This window comes from Delftia sp. PE138 (genome assembly GCF_018320755.1).
Taxonomy (GTDB): Bacteria; Pseudomonadota; Gammaproteobacteria; order Burkholderiales; family Burkholderiaceae_C; genus Comamonas; species Comamonas tsuruhatensis.
Window position 1 is genome coordinate 632,938 of record NZ_JABEPN010000002.1, and the last position, 19,642, is coordinate 652,579.

The following is a 19,642-nucleotide window of genomic DNA, read 5'->3' on the forward strand; positions in this document are numbered from 1 at the left end:
GCGCACATGGTGGCCGACAGCGGGATCTCTCTGGTGCTGACGCAGGCTGCTGTTCGTGAGCGCATTCCCGGCGCTGCTGCGCTGCAGGTGCTGGAGATCGATACGCTGGACCTGTCGGGCGAACCCGATACCGATCCGCAGGTTGAAGTCTCGGCCGACAGTCTGGCCTATGTGATCTACACCTCGGGCTCGACAGGCAAACCCAAAGGCGCGCAACTGAGCCACCGCAACGTGGCACGGCTGCTGGACGCCACCGATGCCTGGTTCGGCTTCGGGCCTGACGATGTCTGGACCCTGTTCCACTCCTACGCCTTCGACTTCTCGGTCTGGGAGATCTTTGGCGCCCTGTGCACGGGCGGCCGGCTGGTGGTGGTGCCTTACTGGGTCAGCCGCTCGCCCCAGGACTTCCTGGCTTTGCTGCGTGCGGAGCGCGTAACGGTTCTCAATCAAACACCCTCGGCCTTTGGGCAGCTGGTGCATGCCGTGGAGCAGGATGAGGAGTGTGGCGCTGGCCTGGCGCTGCGCCAGGTGATCTTCGGCGGCGAGGCGCTGGAGCCCGAGACCCTGCGGCCCTGGTTCGACCGCTTCGGTGACGAGAGCCCGCAGCTCATCAACATGTACGGCATCACCGAGACCACCGTGCATGTGACGTACCGGGAGATCACCCGGAAGGATCTGGAGGGCGGGCGCAGCCCCGTGGGCGTGGCGATTCCGGACCTGGGCCTGTATGTGCTGGATGGCAGCCTGAACCTGCTGCCGCAGGGCGTGGCCGGGGAGCTGTACGTGGCCGGCGAAGGACTGGCACGCGGCTATCTCAACAGGCAAGGACTGACGGCAGAGCGCTTCATTGCCAACCCGTTCAGCGAGACGGGCGAGCGCCTGTACCGCACAGGCGACCTGGTGCGCTGGAGTGCCCAGGGCGAACTCGAATACCTGGGCCGTGCCGACCAGCAGGTCAAGATCCGGGGCTTCCGCATCGAGCTGGGCGAGGTGCAGTCGCAACTGCTGGCCCAGCCCGAGGTGCGCGAGGCGGTGGTGCTGGCCAAGGAGGGGGCGGGCGGTGCCAGACTGATCGCCTATGTGTCGCTGAATGCAGAAATCGCAGAGGGTCTGCTCAAGGACCGGCTGGGCGAGGTACTGCCCGACTACATGGTGCCCTCGGCCATCGTCGTGCTCGATGCCCTGCCTTTGACCGCCAACGGCAAGGTGGACCGCAAGGCGCTGCCCGAGCCGGAGATGGTCAGCGCCCAGCAATACGAGGCACCGCAGGGCGAGTTGGAAGAAACGCTGGCGAAGATCTGGGCCGAGGTGCTGGGCGTGGAGCGAGTGGGTCGGCAGGACGGCTTCTTCGAGCTGGGCGGGCATTCGCTGCTGGCCCTGGGCCTGCTGGAGCGCGTGCGCGCCCAGGGCCTGCGCGTGCAGGTGCGCACGCTGTTCCAGCATCCGGGGCTGGCGGAGTTTGCGCAGGCGGTACTGGAGGAACAGCAGGAGCAGCAGGGTGAGCAAGGGGAGCAGGTGGCCGGCGAGATCGATGTGCCGCCCAACGGCATCCCCGAAGGCTGCACGGCGATCACGCCGGACGAGCTGGGCGGGCATTCGCTGCTGGCCCTGGGCCTGCTGGAGCGCGTGCGCGCCCAGGGCCTGCGCGTGCAGGTGCGCACGCTGTTCCAGCATCCGGGGCTGGCGGAGTTTGCGCAGGCGGTACTGGAGGAACAGCAGGAGCAGCAGGGTGAGCAAGGGGAGCAGGTGGCCGGCGAGATCGATGTGCCGCCCAACGGCATCCCCGAAGGCTGCACGGCGATCACGCCGGACATGCTGACCCTGGTGGCGCTGGATGAGGAGGAGATTGCACGCATTGCCGCTGCGGTGCCCGGTGGCGCGGCCAATATCCAGGACATCTACCCGCTGGCGCCGCTGCAGGAGGGGATTCTGTTCCACCACCTGCTGCAGTCCGAGGGCGATGCCTATGTCACCTCGCACACGCTGAGCTTCGACTCGCGCGAGCGGCTGCAGCGGTTTGCCGAGAGCTTTGACCAGGTGGTCGCGCGGCATGACATCCTGCGCACGGCCGTGTTCTGGGAGGGCCTGGCGACGCCCGTGCAGGTCGTCTGCCGGCAGGCCCGCCTGCCGCTGTCCTGGCTGGAGGAGGGCGGAACAGCGGCATCATCGCAGGACGCGCAGGACGCGCAGGACGCGCAGGACGCGCAGGACGCGCAGGACGCGCAGGACGCGCAGGACGCGCTGGCCCGGCTGGCCGCCTGCGCCCAGGGCTACCGCATCGACCTGCGCAAGGCGCCGCTGATCCATCTGGTGGCCGCGCACGACGCGCCGGGCCAGCGCTGGCTGCTGCAGATCCTGGCCCACCACATGGTGGACGACAACACCACGCTCAAGCAGGTGATCGGTGAGATCGCGCTGATCCAGCAGGGCCGCTCCAGCGCGCTGCCCCGGCCGCTGCCGTTCCGCCAGTTTGTGGCCCAGGCGCGCTCGGGCGAGGGCACGGCCGGGCATGAGGCGTTTTTCCGCACCATGCTGGGCGATGTGCAGGAGCCCACGGCGCCCTTCGGGCTGCTGGATGTCCAGGGCGACGGAGCGCGCACGAACGAGGTGCGGCAGGTGCTTGACGGCGGCCTTGCCGCCCGGTTGCGGCAGCAGTCCCGGCGCCACGGCGTCAGCGCCGCCGCGCTGTTCCACCTGGCCTGGGCCCTGGTGCTGGCCAGGACCAGCGGCAGGGACGACGTGGTGTTCGGCACCGTGCTGTTCGGCCGCATGCAGGCGCAGCAGGGCGCGGCCCGCGCGCTGGGCATGTTCATCAACACGCTGCCGCTGCGCGTTCGCCTGGCCGGATGTAGCGTGGCCCAGGCCCTGCGCCAGACCCAGGCCACGCTGACGGACCTGCTGCAGCACGAGCACGCCAGCCTGTCGATGGCCCAGTCCTGCAGCGGCCTGGCCGGCGGGGCGCCGCTGTTCACGGCCCTGCTCAACTACCGGCACACGGCGCTGCAGGACGCGGACGCCGGCGATGCCTGGAGCGGCGTGCAGATACTGCAAAGCCACGAGCGCACCAACTTCCCGTTCGGCCTGTCGGTCAACGACACGGGCGAGGGCTTCACGCTGATCGCGCATGTGATCGATGCGGTGAATGCCCACAGCATGTGCGGCTACATGCACCAGGCGCTGGACGGCCTGGCCGATGCCCTGGCGCGCGACCCCGGCCAGCCCGTGACCACGATTGCGGTGCTGCCCGCGCATGAACGGGACAGGCTGCTGCAGTGGAGCCTCAATGGCAAGTCCCATCCCCAGGCCCTGCCCGTGCACCGGGAATTCGAGGCCCGCGTGCGGGAGCAGCCCGATGCCGTCTGCCTGGTCCATGGCGACGAGGCGCTGACCTCGGCCCGGCTCAACGCCCGTGCCAACCGGCTGGCCCACCGGCTGATGGCCCTGGGCGTGGGGCCGGACGTGCGCGTGGGCGTTGCGCTGGAGCGCTCGGTGGACATGGTGGCGGGACTGCTGGCGGTGCTCAAGGCCGGTGGCGCCTACGTGCCGCTGGACATGGAGTACCCGGTGGACCGCCTGGCCTACATTGCCCAGGACAGCGGCATTGCCCTGCTGCTGACCGAGCGCAAGGCACGCGAGCGCCTGCCGTTCGCGCAGGCGCTGAACGTGGTCGAGCTCGACGATCTGGACCTGGACGCAGGGCCTGACCACAATCCCGGAGTGGTGGTCCATGGCGACCATCTGGCCTATGTGATCTACACCTCGGGCTCCACCGGCCGGCCCAAGGGGGCGGCCAACCGGCATGCCGCGCTGTCCAATTGCATGGCCTGGATGCAGGACCACTACCGGCTCACGCGGGCCGACGCGGTGCTGCACAAGGCGGCCTTCGGCTTCGATGTCTCGGCCTGGGAAATCTTCTGGCCGCTGACGGCAGGCGTGCGCCTGGTGGTGGCCCGGCCCGGCGACCACCGCGATCCCGAGCGCATCGTCGCGCTGATCCGCCGCCACCAGATCACCACGCTGAACTTCGTGCCGGCCATGCTGCAGGCGTTTCTGGCCCATGAGGGCATCGAGGAGGAGACCCGCCTGCGCTATGTGATCTGCGGCGGCGAGGCCATGCCGGCCGAGACACAGCGCGAGGCCCTGCGCCGCCTGCACGGCGTCAGCCTGCAAAACCTCTATGGCCCCACCGAGGCCGCCATCCACGTGACGCACTGGACCTGCCGCGACGATGGCCGCAGCCCGGTCCCCATCGGCCGCCCCGTCAGCGCGACCAAGGCCCTGGTGCTGGGCCAGGATCTGGGACTGGTTCCCGCAGGCGTGGTCGGCGAACTCTATCTGGGCGGGCAGGCGCTGGCGCAGGGCTACCTGGGCCGGCCCGGCCTGAGCGCCGAGCGCTTCGTCGCCGACCCGTTCGACCAGGGCGGCGGCCGCCTGTACCGCACGGGCGACCTGGTGCGCTGGAACGACGAAGGCCAGCTGGAGTACCTGGGGCGCCGGGACCACCAGGTGAAGATCCGGGGCTTTCGCATCGAGCTGGGCGAGATCGAGGCCCGGCTGCTGGCCCAGCCCCAGGTGCGGGAGTCCGTGGTCGTGGCCCGCAAGGGCTCTGCCGGAATGCACCTGGCGGCCTATGTCTCGGCGCATGAAGGGCAGCAGGTCACGGCGGCCGAACTGCGCGAGCGCCTGGCCCTTGAACTGCCGGACTACATGGTGCCGGCCGCCATCATGGTGCTGGACCGCCTTCCCCTGAATGCCAATGGCAAGGTGGACAGGGCCGCCTTGCCCGAGCCTGAACTGCTGGCCAGCCTGCACTACGAGGCGCCCGTGGGCGATGGCGAGCAGCGTCTGGCCGCACTCTGGAGCGAGGTGCTGGGCGTGGAGCGCGTGGGGCGCCACGACCATTTCTTTGAGCTGGGCGGGCACTCGCTGCTGGCCCTGAAGCTGCTGGAGCGCATGCGCGCCCAGGGCTGGGTGACGCAGGTGCGCACGCTGTTCCAGCACCCCCGGCTGGCGGATCTGGCACTGGCGCTGCGCCGCGAACAAGGCCTGCCCCGGCATGAGGTGCTGGTGCCGCCCAACGGCATCCCCGAAGGCTGCACGGCCATCACGCCCGCCATGCTGACGCTGGTGGCACTGGACGCGCAGGAGATCGCACGGGTCGAGGCCGCCGTGCCCGGTGGCGCGGCCAACATCCAGGACATCTATCCGCTGGCGCCGCTGCAGGAAGGCATTCTGTTCCACCACACCCTGCACCAGCAGGGCGACGCCTATGCCACGCCCACGCTGCTGGGCTTCGACACGCGCGAGCGGCTGCTGGGCTTTGTGGCCCACCTGAACCGGGTCATCGCACGCCACGACATCCTGCGCACGGCCGTGCTGTGGGAAGGGCTGGCCGAGCCCGTGCAGGTGGTCTGCCGGCAGGCGCAGGTGCTGCTCGACTGGCTGGACGAGAGCGAAAATGGTAGCGAAGGGGAGGTTGCGGACGTGGCCAGCCGGCTGCAGGCCGTGCTGGACCCGCGCGTGCAGCGCATCGATGTGCGCCGCGCACCCATGATCCGCGCCGTGGCGGCGCAGGATGCGCCCCACGGGCGCTGGCTGCTGCAGCTGCTGACCCACCACCTGGTGCTGGACCACACGACGCTGGAGCGCATCGTCGAGGAGATTGCGCTGATGGCCCAGGGCCGCGAGGCGGAGTTGCCCAGGCCCCTGCCGTTCAGGCGCTTCGTGGCCCAGGCCCGGCTGGGCGTGGGCACCAGTGAGCATGAGGACTTCTTCCGCGCCATGCTCGGCGATGTGGATGAGCCCACGGCGCCGTTTGGCCTGCTGGATGTGCAGGGCGACGGCAGCGCGGTGGAGGAGGCAAGGATGGCCTTGGACGAGCCCCTGGCGCGCAGCGTGCGCCGGCAGGCGCAGCGCCATGGGGTGAGTGCGGCCAGCCTGTTCCACCTGGCCTGGGCGCTGGTGCTGGGCAGGACCACGGGCAAGGATGACGTGGTGTTCGGCACCGTGCTCTTTGGCCGCATGCAGGGCGGGGAGGGCGCGCACAGTGCGCTGGGCATGTTCATCAACACGCTGCCGCTGCGCATACGGCTGGGCGGGCGCAGCGTGCAGGACTGCCTGCATGAGACGCATGCGGGGCTGACGGGGCTGATGCACCACGAGCACGCCACGCTGTCGCTCGCACAGCGCTGCAGCGCTCTGGCGGGGGGGACGCCGCTGTTCTCGGCCCTGCTCAACTACCGCTACAGCGCGGCGCCGCAGGAGGGGGGCGCAGCGGGCGGAGCCTCGGGCGCATGGGAAGGCATGACGGCGCTGGGCGGGCAGGAGCGCACCAACTACCCCGTGACCGTGTCCATCGACGACCTGGGCGAAGGCTTTGGCATCGTGGCCCAGGCCGATGCTGCTCTGGGGGCTGAACGGCTGTGTGGATACATGGCGGCGGCCGTGGCCTCCCTGGTCCACGCGCTGGAAAGCGAGCCCGGCCTGGAGGCTGCGGCGCTGGACATGCTGGACGGCAAGGAATGGGCGCAGCTGCAGGCCTGGAGCCTGGGCGCCCGAGCCGAACCCGGAATGCAGCCCGTGCACCAGCTGATCGAGCGCCAGGTCCAGGCACGGCCGGATGCCGTGGCGCTGGTCTTTGGCGATCAGGTGCTGAGCTACGACCAGCTCAACCGCCGCGCCAACCAGCTGGCCCACCGGCTGATGGCCCTGGGCGTGAGGCCGGAGACCCGGGTGGGCATCGCCATGGAGCGGTCCATCGAGATGGTGGTGGGCCTGCTGGCCATCATGAAGGCCGGTGGCGCCTATGTGCCCCTGGACCCCGATCACCCGCCCGAACGGCTGGCGCAGATGATCGAAGACGGCGCCGTGCGGCGCCTGCTCACCCACAGCGCGCTGCGCAAGCGCCTGCCCGCAGGCGAGGATCTGCAGTGGCTGGACATCGACCGCATCGATGTGGCCGGTGAATCTCAGCGCAACCCCGTGGTTGCCGTGCATGGGGAGCATCTGGCCTATGTGATCTTCACCTCGGGCTCCACGGGCCGCCCCAAGGGCGCGGCCAACCGGCATGCGGCCCTGCACAACCGGCTGGCCTGGATGCAGCAGGCCCATGCGCTCGATGCCTCGGACGCCGTGCTGCAAAAGACACCGTTCAGCTTCGATGTGTCGGCCTGGGAGTTCTTCTGGCCCCTGATGGCCGGCGCCCGGCTGGTGATGGCCGCGCCTGGCGATCACCGTGACCCCGCAAGGCTGGTGGCGCTGATCACGGGCCATGGCGTCACCACCGTGCACTTCGTGCCTTCCATGCTGCAGGCCTTTGTGGCGCACGCGGGCGTTGCAGCATGCACGGGCCTCAGGCGCATCCTGTGCAGCGGCGAGGCCCTGCCGGCCGAGGCGCAGAACGCCGTCTTCAGGCTCCTGCCCGGAGCCGGTCTCTACAACCTCTATGGGCCTACCGAGGCGGCCATCGACGTCACCCACTGGCGCTGCCGCGACGACGGGCGGCTCCAGGTTCCCATCGGCCGGCCCATCAGCGGCATCCGCACCTATGTGCTGGACTGCGCCATGCGGCCGGCGCCACAGGGCGTGGCCGGCGAGCTGTACCTGGGCGGCATGGGCCTGGCGCGCGGCTATCTGAACCGCCCCGCACTGACGGCCGAGCGCTTTGTGGCCGACCCGCTGGACACGCAGGGCGGCCTGCTGTACCGCACGGGCGACCTGGTGCGCTGGAACGTCGACGGCCAGATCGAGTACCTGGGGCGCCTGGACCACCAGGTGAAGATCCGCGGCCTGCGCATCGAGCTGGGCGAGATCGAGGCCCATCTGCTGGCCCAGCCCGGCGTGCGCGAGGCCGTGGTGGTCGCGGCGCAAGCCACATCGGGCGCGGCGGGCGCGCGCCTTGTCGCCTATGTGGCCGGCCCGGACGCCGATGCGGGGCTGGCCGAAACCTTGCGCCAGGCGCTGGCCCGGCGGCTGCCGGACTACATGCAGCCTTCGGCCATCGTCGTGCTGCCTGCGCTTGCGCTCAATGCCAACGGCAAGGTGGATCGCAAGGCCCTGCCGCAGCCCGAATGGGCGCAGCGTGGATACGAGCCGCCGCACAACGGGGTGGAGCAGCAGCTGTCGGCGATATGGGCCGAGCTTCTGGGGCAGGACCGCGTGGGGCGGCGCGACAACTTCTTCGAGCTGGGCGGGCACTCGCTGCTGGCCATGGGCATGCTGGAACGCATGCGCGCGCAGGGCCTGTCGGCCTCGGTGCGCAGCCTGTTCCAGCATCCGCAGCTGGCGGATTTTGCGGCGCAGCTGATGCAGGCGGACAGCGCCGCCCAGGTGCAGGTGCCGCCCAACGGCATCCCCGAAGGCTGCACGGCCATCACGCCCGCCATGCTGACACTGGCGGCGCTGGACGTGCAGGAGATCGCACGGGTCGAGGCCGCCGTGCCCGGTGGCGCGGCCAACATCCAGGACATCTATCCGCTGGCGCCATTGCAGGAAGGCATTCTGTTCCACCACACGCTGCACCCGCAGGGCGACGCCTACGCCACGCCCACGCTGCTGGGCTTCGATACGCGCGAGCGGCTGCTGGGCTTTGTGGCCCACCTGAACCGGGTCATCGCACGCCACGACATCCTGCGCACGGCCGTGGTGTGGGAGGGGTTGGCCGAGCCTGTGCAGGTGGTCTGCCGGCAGGCACAGGTGCTGGTCGATTGGCTGGAGCCTGGTGAAAGCGAGGGCGATGTAGCCGCCGTGCTGCAGCAGCGCCTGGACCCGCGCGTGCAGCGCATCGATGTGCGCCGTGCACCCATGATCCGCGCCGTGGCGGCGCAGGATGCGCGCAACGGACGCTGGCTGCTGCAGCTGCTGACCCACCACCTGGTGCTGGACCACACGACGCTGGAGCGCATCGTCGAGGAGATCGCACTGATGGCCCAGGGCCGCGAGGCGGAGCTGCCCAGGCCCCTGCCGTTCAGGCGCTTCGTGGCCCAGGCCCGGTTGGGCGTGAGCACCAGCGCGCATGAGGACTTCTTCCGCGCCATGCTCGGCGATGTGGATGAGCCCACGGCGCCGTTTGGCCTGCTGGATGTGCAGGGCGACGGCAGCGCGGTGGAGGAGGCCAGGCTTGCGCTGGATGCACCGCTGTCGCGCGAGCTGCGCCGGCAGGCGCAGCGCCATGGGGTGAGTGCCGCCAGCCTGTTCCACCTGGCCTGGGCGCTGGTGCTGGGCAGGACCACGGGCAAGGATGACGTGGTGTTCGGCACCGTGCTCTTTGGCCGCATGCAGGGCGGAGAGGGCGCGCACAGCGCGCTGGGCATGTTCATCAACACGCTGCCGCTGCGCATACAGCTGGGCGGGCGCAGCGTGCAGGAATGCCTGCGCCAGACGCATGAGCTGCTGACGGGGCTGATGCACCACGAGCACGCCACGCTGTCGCTGGCGCAGCGCTGCAGCGCTCTGGCGGGGGGGACGCCGCTGTTCTCGGCCCTGCTCAACTACCGCTACACCGCAGCGCCGCAGGAGACGGAGGCAGCGGGCGCAGCCTCGGGAGCGTGGGAGGGCATGACGGCCCTGGGCGGACAGGAGCGCACCAACTACCCGGTGGACATGTCCATCGATGACCTGGGCCAGGGCTTCCGCCTGGTCGGGCAGGCCAGCAAGACCGTGGGCGCGCAGCGCCTGTGCGCCTACATGCTGGCCGCCGTGGAAGGCATTGTTGCGGCTCTGGCCGAAACGCCCGCGCTGCCGGCCTGCGATATCGAGCTGCTGGACCGGGATGAATGGGCGCAGCTGACGCAATGGGCGCAATCGGTGCAGTCTGGATGCAACCCCCAGAGCCGCGACGCCCCGCCCCTGGTGCACAGGCTGTTCGAGCAGCAGGTGGACGAGCGGCCCCAGGCCACGGCCCTGGTCTTTGGCGACGAATGCATCAGCTATGCGCAGCTCAACCGGCGTGCCAACCGCCTTGCGCACCGCCTGATCGCCGAGGGCGTGGGCGCGGAGGTGCGCGTGGGCATTGCGGTGGAACGCTCGGTGGAGATGGTGGTGGCCGTGCTGGCCGTGCTCAAGTCGGGCGCGGCCTATGTGCCCCTGGACCCCGGCTATCCGGCCGAGCGCCTGGCCCACATGGTCGAGGACAGCGGCATGGCCTGCCTGCTCACGCAGTCCCGCCTGGGGCTGGAGGTGGCCGGTCGCGTGAAGGCGCTGGACCTGGACGCCATCGGCGTGATGCCGGGGCCCGGCCACAACCCCGGCGCCGCCGTGCATGGCGAATGCCTGGCCTATGTGATCTACACCTCGGGCTCCACCGGACGGCCCAAGGGCGTGGGCATCTCCCACCGCTGCCTGGCCGAGCAGGCGCAGCTGGCCGTCGGCTTTGCCGCGCTGTCGCCGCAGGACCGCGTGCTGCAGTTCGCCACGCTGAATTTCGATGGCTGCATCGAGCAGCTGTTCGCGCCGCTGGTGGCCGGCGCGGCCATGGTGCTGCGCGGGCCCGAACTCTGGGACAGCGCCACCTTCCACAGGGAACTCATGGCCAGGCAGATCAGCGTGGCCGATCTGACCACCGCCTACTGGCTGCTGCTGGTTCAGGATTTCGCGCGCCAGGGCCTGCGCGGGTACGGGCGGCTCAGGCAGGTGCATGTGGGCGGCGAGGCCATGCCGGGCGCCGGCCTGAAGGCCTGGCGCGATGCCGGGCTGGGCCATGTGAGGCTGCTCAATGCCTATGGCCCGACCGAGGCCACCGTCACGGCCTCCCTCTTCGACTGCACGGGCCTGGTGGAAGGCGCCGGCGCGGCGCCCCAGGACCTTCCCATAGGCCGGCCTCTGGCGGGCCGGCACATGTGGGTGGTGGACGACCGGATGCGCCCCGTGCCCCTGGGCGTGGCCGGTGAGCTGTGCATAGGCGGCCCCCTGCTGTCGCGCGGCTATCTGAACCGGGCAGGGCTCAGCGCGGAGCGCTTTGTCGCCGACCCCTTCGGCCACGATGGCGCAAGACTCTATCGCACGGGCGACCTGGTGCGCTGGAATGCACAGGGCCAGCTGGAGTACCTGGGGCGGGTGGACCACCAGGTCAAGATCCGCGGCCTGCGCATCGAGTTGAGCGAGGTGCAGTCGCAACTGCTGGCGCTGGACGATGTGCGCGAGGCCGTGGTCGTGGCCGGCGAGGGACCGGCGGGCACGCGGCTGCTGGCCTATGTGTCTGCCCGCAGCGGGCGGACCCTGGACGGGCAGGAGATGCGCGAGCGCCTGGCCACGGTACTGCCCGACTACATGGTGCCGGGCGCCATCATGGTGCTGGACCAGTTGCCGCAGAACGCCAACGGCAAGCTGGACCGGCAGGCCCTGCCCGCGTTCGGCATGCCAGCCGCCAGCCAGGCGCCCGAGGGCGAACTGGAGGCGCTGCTGGCCCGTATCTGGGCCGAGGTGCTGGGCCTGGAGCGGGTGGGGCGCAGCGACAACTTCTTCGCGCTGGGCGGTGATTCCATCCTCAGCCTGCAGATCGTCTCGCGCCTGCGCCGCTTCGGCTGGAAGCTGTCGCCACGGCAGCTGTTCGAGCGGCAAAGCATTGCCGAGCTGGCGCGTGTGGCCGAGCCCGTGCAGGACGAGGCCGTGCAGCAGGACACACCGGTCCAGGGAAGCGTTCCCCTGCTGCCCATTCAGGCGGAGTTCTTCGAAACGGACGTGCCGCAGCGATCCCACTGGAACCAGGCCCTGCTGCTGCGCAGCACGCAGCCGCTGCAGCCTGCGCCGCTGCGCCAGGCCCTGGCCGATCTGCTGGCCCGGCACGACAGCCTGCGCCTGCGCTTTCGCCCCACGGCGCAGGGCGCCTGGGAGCAGGCCTACGCAAGCCCGTCCGAGGCCGACCTGCAGGAACTGCTGTGGGTGCGCCAGGCACGGGATGCCGGCGCGATCGAGGACTTGTGCGAACAGGCGCAGCGCAGCCTGGACATCGTCCACGGGCCGCTGCTGCGCGGGCTGTGCATCGAGGTGGGCGACGGCAGCTGGCGCCTGCTGCTGGTGGCCCACCATCTGGTCGTCGATGGGGTCTCCTGGCGCATCCTGCTCGAAGACCTGCGTTCGGCCTATGCCAGCCGGCTGCAGGGCCTGGAGCCCGCCAGGGTCCACAAGACCGCCAGCTACCAGCGCTGGTCGCAGGCGCTGCAGGCCCATGCCGCGCAATGCGGCGGCGAGCTGGCCTTCTGGCAGGCGCTGGCCCAGGTGCCGGCCAGCCTGCCCTGTGCCCGCCCCGGGGGGGCCAACACCCTGGCATGGCAGTCCAGCGTCGAGCTGCGGCTGGACCGCGAGCGCACCGAGGCCCTGATCAGCCGCGTGCCGGCGGCCTACAGGACGCAGATCAACGACATCCTGCTGGCCGCCCTGGGGCGCGCCCTGTGCGCGTGGAGCGGGCAGCAGCGCATCCTCGTGGACCTGGAGGGCCATGGCCGCGAGGAGCTTTCGGCCGGCGTGGACGTCTCGCGCACCGTGGGCTGGTTCACCAGCGTCTTCCCGGTGGCGCTCGATGCGGGCACAGGCCCGGGCGACGCGCTCAAGCGCGTCAAGCAAAGCCTGCGCGAAGTGCCGCTGCACGGCCTGGGCCATGGCGTGCTCAAGTACCTGGGCACGGCGCAGCAAAGGCAGGCCATGCGGGCCTTGCCCCAGGCCAGCCTGGTCTTCAACTACCTGGGGCAGTTCGACGCAAGCTTTGACAGCGCGGCCCAATGGCTGCCGGCTGCCGAGGGCAGCGGCATGCCGGCCGACGCCTCGGCGCCGCTGTCGCACGAGTTCACCATCAATGGCCGCGTCTACGACGGCGAGCTGGTGATGACGGCCGCCTTCAGCACGGCGCGCCACGACACCGCCGATGTGCAGGCCTGGATGGGGCGCTACCGGCAGGAGCTGGAAGGCCTGATCGACCACTGCCTGAGCGGCGCGCAGGGGGTGACGCCCTCGGACTTCCCGCTGGCCCGGGTCACGCAGGCGCAACTGGACGGCCTGGACCTGCCTGCGGGCAATCTGGCGGACCTCTATCCGCTGTCTCCCATGCAGTCGGGCATGCTGTTCCACAGCCTGTCCGATCCCTCGGGGCTGTCCTATGTCACCCAGCTGCGCATCGACGCGCATGGCCTGGATGCCGCGCGCTTCCGAAAGGCCTGGCAGGCGGTGCTGGACCGCCATGCCGTGCTGCGCAGCGGCTTCCTGGCCGACGCGTCCCTGCCGCTGCAATGGGTGGCCCGGCAGGTCCTGCTGGACATCACCGAGCATGACTGCCGGCACAGCGAGGATGTGGCGGGGGCCCTGGATGCCCTGGCCGCCGGGCAGTTCGCGGCCTTCGACCTCAGCAAGCCGCCGCTGATGCGGCTGGCCCTGGTCCGCGTGTCCGATGGCAGCCACCACTGCATCTGGACCGCCCACCACCTGCTCACGGACGGATGGAGTTCATCGAGCCTGCTGGGCGAGGTGCTGCGCGACTACAAGGGCATTGCCGTGGAGCCCGTGGACACCAGCTACCGCGACTACATCGCATGGCTGCAAAGCCTGGACCACGGGGCCAGCGAGGCCTACTGGAGGCGCCTGGTGCAGCCGCTGCACGAGCCCACCTTGCTGGTGGATGCGCTTGCCCGGCCTGCTGTCCGGCCTGGTGCCTTGCCTGCAGCCCGTCAGGGGCACCACGAGGCCGGCGCCGCGCTGGATGCCGGTGTCACGCAGCAGCTGGTGGAGTTTGCCCAGCGCGAGCGCGTGACGGCCAACACCGTGGTGCAGGCCGCATGGTCGCTGGTGCTGGCGCGGTACACGGGCCAGGCCACGGTGGCCTTCGGGGCCACGGTGGCTGGCCGCCCGCCCGAGCTGGCCGGTGTGGAAAGAATGCAGGGGCTGTTCATCAACACCTTGCCGGTGGTCGTGGCCTGCGACGGCGCGCTGGAGCTGGGTCCCTGGCTGCGCACGCTGCAGGCTCAGAACCTGGCCTCGCGCGAGCATGAGCAGACGTCGCTTTCGGACATCCAGCGCTGGGCGGGCAAGGGCCAGCGCGGCCTGTTCGACAGCATCCTGGTGTTCGAGAACTACCCCATGGATGCCGTGCTGTCCGCGCACGACGACCCGCATCTGCGGTTTGCGGTGACGCATGCCATCGACGTGACCTCCTATCCCATGGACCTGGAGGTGCGGCTGGGCGATGTGCTGTCGCTCAAGATGATCTACCAGCGGAGCAGCTTCGGCGATGACGCCGTGCAGGCCCTGCTGCGGCAACTGGTGCAGGTGCTGGCGTCCATGGCGGGCGAGGGCATGCACTGCCTGCGGGACATCGCCTTGCTGCCCGAGCCCGGCCGCGATGGGCCGGAGGGCACGGACACAGGCACAGGCACGGGCACGGGCACGGATGCCTGCCGCACGCCATTCCTGCCCGTGCATGCCGGCATGGCGCTGCAGGCGCACCGGGACCCGGGCGCGGTGGCGCTGGTCATGGGCGAGCAGACCATCAGCCATGGCGAGCTGCAGGCGCGCAGCAACCATTTCGCCAACCGCCTGGTGCAGGCCGGCGTGGGGCGCGGCGCCATCGTCGGCATCGCCATGGAGCGTTCGCTGGAAATGGTGATCTGCCTGCTGTCCGTGCTCAAGGCGGGCGCGGCCTACCTGCCCCTGGACCCGGCGTCGCCCGCCGAACGCCAGAGGTTCATGCTGGCAGACAGCGGTGCCTCCCACCTGATCGCCCACAGGGCGGCGCTGCACAAGCTGGGCACGCCCGCTGTGGCCCATCTGGTGGTGGCCGAGGAGGTGGACTTCACCCAGGCCTGCAACGCGGCGCCGGCCCATGCCGTGCACGAGCACGACCTGGCCTATGTGATCTACACCTCGGGCTCGACCGGGCAGCCCAAGGGCGTGGTGGTCGAGCACGGGCCGCTGTCCATGCACTGCGCGGCCACGGCCGGGATCTACGGCATGCGGGCGAACTCGCGTGAGCTGCATTTCATGTCCTTCTCGTTCGACGGCGCGCATGAGCGCTGGCTGACGGCCCTGAGCATCGGCGCCGGCCTGGTGCTGCGCGAGCCGCAGATGTGGACGGCGGAGCAGGCCTGCGAGGCCCTGCGCCACCACGGCATCTCCAATGCCGCGTTCCCGCCGGCCTATCTGGCGCAGATCGCGGACTGGGCCGCAGAACAGTCGCAGGAGCCGCCGCCGGTGGAGCTGTACGTCTTCGGTGGCGAGGCCATGCCCAAGGCCGCCTACGACAAGGTGCGCCAGAGCCTGCGCCCGCGCCTGCTCATCAACGGCTACGGCCCCACCGAGACGGTGGTGACGCCGCTGATCTGGAAGGCCGAGGCCAGCGAGACCTTCGACTGCGCCTACGCCCCCATCGGCCGGCCCGTGGGCGAGCGCACGGTGCACATCCTGGATGCCGACCTGCACCGGGTGCCGCACGGCGTCGTGGGCGAGCTGTACATCGGCGGCTACGGCCTGGCGCGCGGCTATCTGTCGCGCCACGGCCTGACGGCCGAGCGCTTCGTCGCCGACCCCTTCGACGGCGGTGGCGGCCGCCTGTACCGCACGGGGGACCTGGTGCGCGAGATGCCGGACGGCAACATCGAGTACATAGGCCGGGCCGACCACCAGGTCAAGATCCGGGGCTTCCGCATCGAGTTGGGCGAGGTCGAGAAGGCCGTCCGGGCCGTGCCCGGCGTGGTCGATGCCGCCGTGCTGGTCCAGGATGCCGGTACAGGCAAGCAGCTGGTGGCCTATGTGGTGGGGGAGGAGGGCACGGCCGCGCAGTCCCTGGTCCAGCGCATCCGCCAGCAGACAGGCGAGCACCTGCCCGACTACATGCTGCCGGCCCATACGCTGGTCCTGCCCGCCCTGCCAAGACTGGTCAGCGGCAAGCTCGACCGTGGTGCGCTGCCGCTGCCGCAGGCAGATGCCGCGCGGGTTCACGTGCCACCGTCCACAGCGTCGGCCATGGCGCTGGCCCGCATCTGGCAGGAGGTGCTTGGCGTGGAACGCGTGGGCGAGACCGACAACTTCTTCGAACTGGGCGGGGACTCCCTGCTCAGTCTCAGGATGCACGCCAAGGTGCGCAAGCTGGGCGATCCGCAGCTGGACTTCAAGCTGCGCGACCTGCTGCAGCGGCCGACCATTGCCGGCTTGCTGGAGCTTCGCTCAGCCGGCGCCGGTGGAGCTGGGGGCGTCGTGGCGCTCAACGCCGTGTGTGAGGCTGCGCCACCGCTGTTTTGCGTGCATGCCGGGTTCGGCACGGTGTTTGACTACCAGCCGCTGGCGCGGGCCTTGCAGGACCGGCGCACCGTCCACGCCATACCCTGCCGCAGCCTGGGCGATCCCGGCTACCGCGACCGCTCGCTGGAGCAGATGGCCGACGACTACTGCGCGATGGTGAGGCAGGTACAGCCCGCCGGCCCCTACCACCTGCTCGGCTGGTCCCTGGGCGGCAGCCTGGCGGCCCTGATCGCGGCCCGGCTCGAAGGCCAGGGACAGACGGTGGGCTTCCTGGGGCTGGTGGACCCGTTCGTGCCTGCTGGCGATACGGCCGGGTCCCCGTCGTGGTGGGATGACTTCCGGCTCTTCGTCTCGCAGATGCTGCCCTTGGCACGCATCGAGGACCTTGCGGACATCGATGCATCGGTGCCGCCCCGCGCCGATCTGCTGGCTGCCGCGCTGGGCCGCGAAGCTGCAAGGCAGGGACCGGGGGGACCGAGCGGCCATGCCTGCATGGACGGCGCCGACCTGGCCCAGGCCTTTCTGACCACCCTGCACCTGAAGCACCTGGCGCTGCAGGCGCAGGCCCTGGCGCCCGTGCAAGCGGCGGCAAGCCTTTGGTGGAGCGATGAAACCGCGGCCGGGCACCGGCTGCGGCTCGCGCACCAGCTGCGCCAGGAGGACGCCGGAAGGGCCGAAAGGGCAGAGGGCGCGGTGATCCGCGCCGACCACTACGCCATCATGAGGAACGAGGGGCTGACAGCCGAAATCCTCGACGCCTTGGCGCTGGAGTACGCGCTGGACTGAGGGGCAACGGCGGCCGGGGTGCCCCCGGCCCGCCCCGTCCCGGGTCTTTTTCGTGAAAACCGGGTTACACCTTGTCTCCATTTTTGCGCGCAGAACGTCTTTGGAATGCACAACAACCCGGGCGGAGGTCCGTGCCCGGTTGGTAACCAGTCTCATTCAATGCCTTTGGAAATTCTTCGACCATGCCTTCCTTGCCCCGTCAACATCTGCTGAGCCTGGCCCTTGCCACGGCCTTTGGTTCCGTCTCGTTCTGGAGCACCGAGGCGGTGGCCCAGGCCACAGGGCAGGAGGCTGCCCAAGTGTTCGATATCCATGTGCCGGCCCAGGCCCTGGCTTCGGCCATCAACGAGCTGTCCCGCCAGACGGGAACCCAGATGTTTGCCGCAGGCGAGCTGGTTGCCGGGCTCAGTTCCCGCGCCGTCAACGGCCGCCTGACATCGGAGCAGGCCTTGCGGGAGCTGCTGGCCGGCACGTCCCTGGAAGCCATCAGGATGAACAACGGAGGCTTCGCCATCCGCCGTCCCGCGGTCTCCGGCGCGACCTTGCCGACCATCAACGTCACGGACAGCGAAACCGCAGCCGGCCCCGTGCAGGGCTATGTCGCCCGGCGCAGTTCAACGGGCACGAAGACCGATACGCCCATCCTGGAGACACCGCAGTCCATCACGGTCATCGGTGCCCAGGAGATCGAGACGCTGAAGTCGCAAAGCCTGCAGGATGCGCTGGGCTACGCGGCCGGCGTCACCCGCGCCGAGGGCCTGGACCGCACCTCGGACAGCCTGTACCTGCGCGGATTCCGCACCACGGGCATGTACCGGGACGGCAGCCTGTTCACGGCCAACATCTACGACGGACGGCAGGAGCCCTACGGCCTGGAGCGCATCGAGCTGCTCAAGGGCGCCTCTTCGGTGATCTTTGGCTCGGTCTCCCCGGGCGGCGTGGTCAACACCGTGAGCAAGCGGCCCACCACGGAAAAAATCCGGGAGCTGAACATCGACGCCGGAAGCTTCGGGCGCAGGCAGGTCTCGGGTGATTTTGCGGGTGCCCTGGACGACGAGGGCAAATGGTCCTACCGGCTGGTGGCGCTCAAGCGCGACAGCGACAGCTTCATCGACCGTGTCCCCGATGACAGAACCTATGTCGCCCCATCGCTCAAGTGGCAGCCCGATGCGAATACCTCGCTGACACTGTTGGCCGAGGTCCAGAAGGACCGCACCACCTACGTCTACGGGCTGCCCGCCTACGGCACCCTGCTGCCCAACATCAATGGACAGATTCCCCGCAACCGCTTCATCGGAGAGGCGGGGCGGGACAAATTCGATCTGGACCGCTACTCCATCGGCTATCTCTTCGAACATGCCTTTTCCGAGAAGCTCAAGCTCAGGAACAGCATGCGCTACTACAACGCAAAGAGCAGCTACTTCAGCACGGACGGCTGGGGCCTGTCCGCCGACCAGCGCTCGGTGGTGGAGCGCTACTACCAGCCGCGCTGGGACCGCTCGTCGGCCTTCGTGACCGATACCTCGCTGCAGTACCAGCTGGACCAGGGCCGCATCAAGCACACCATGCTGGTGGGCTTCGACTACGCCCTGCCAAAGCACGAGACCGAGCGCTATGAACAGCAGGCCGCCGACCTCGATGTCTTCAACCCGGTCTACGGCAAGCCGGTGGGGCCTGTCTCCCCCTACTACCGATCGTCCTGGAAGAACGACTACAAGCGCCTCGGCATCTATGCGCAGGACCAGATCAAGATCGATGACAAGTGGGTGGTTCTGCTGGGCGGCCGCTATGACAAGGTCCGCTTCAACGAGACGAACTTCTTCACCGGGGACGTGAGCGCGGCCAATGAGAAAAGCTCGGCCTTCACGGGCCGGGTGGGCGTGGTCTATCTCGCCGCCAATGGCCTTGCCCCCTTCTTCAGCTACAGCGAGTCCTTCGAGCCCACCCAGGGCCAGGACCGCCTTGGATCGCGGTTCAAGCCCACGACGGGGCAGCAGTACGAGGCCGGTGTCCGCTACCAGCCCAGCGGCTCCAGGGCCATGGTTTCGGCGGCGGTCTTCCAGCTCACCCGCCAGAACCTGCTCGTGCCCGATCCCCAGGACGCCAGCAGGGCGTTCAACATACAGGCCGGTGAAGTCCGTTCCCGCGGCTTCGAGCTGGAGGCGCGAAGCTCCATCGGCCGCAATGTGAACATCATTGCCGCCTATGCCTACACGGATGCGCGCACCACGCAGGCAAGCCCCCTGCAGCCGGACGAGCTGGGCAAGCGCTCCATCGGCGTGCCCTACAACCAGATATCGCTGTGGGGCGACTACAGCTTTGGCGACTTCGGGCTTGCCGGCCTCAAGGTGGGCATGGGCGCCAGGTACCTGGGCCAGACACGCGGCCTGGCCTATGGCGTTCCCGTCTCGCTGCCGGCGTTCACCCTGGTGGATGCCATGGTCAGCTACACCACCGGACCCTGGCGCTTCGCCCTGAACCTCACCAACCTGACCGACAAGACCTATATCGCCAGCTGCTCCTACGGCTGCTTCTACGGCGAGCCCCGCAAGGTGATCGGCACGGCCACCTATCGCTGGTAAGCGGGCACGGGCCATGGGCCACGGCTGGAGCGATCCGGCCGTGGCCTTTTCTTTGT

At 69.6% G+C, this 19,642-nt stretch carries 2 protein-coding genes (1 of these 2 cut by a window edge); both read left to right on the top strand.

Annotation, left to right across the window (positions count from 1 at the left end):
• Positions 1-17,004: the 3' portion of a non-ribosomal peptide synthase/polyketide synthase gene (locus tag HFGMBDPB_RS11800; protein ID WP_249343409.1), read on the top strand. It extends 1,821 nt beyond the left edge of the window; 17,004 of the gene's 18,825 nt are visible here — the last part of the coding sequence; its start codon lies beyond the left edge, outside the window; the stop codon is at positions 17,002-17,004.
• 182 nt (positions 17,005-17,186) lie between these two features.
• Entirely contained in the window at positions 17,187-19,586 is a 2,400-nt protein-coding gene (locus tag HFGMBDPB_RS11805) for a TonB-dependent siderophore receptor (protein ID WP_017404743.1), read from the top strand.
• The last annotated feature ends 56 nt before the right edge of the window (positions 19,587-19,642 follow it).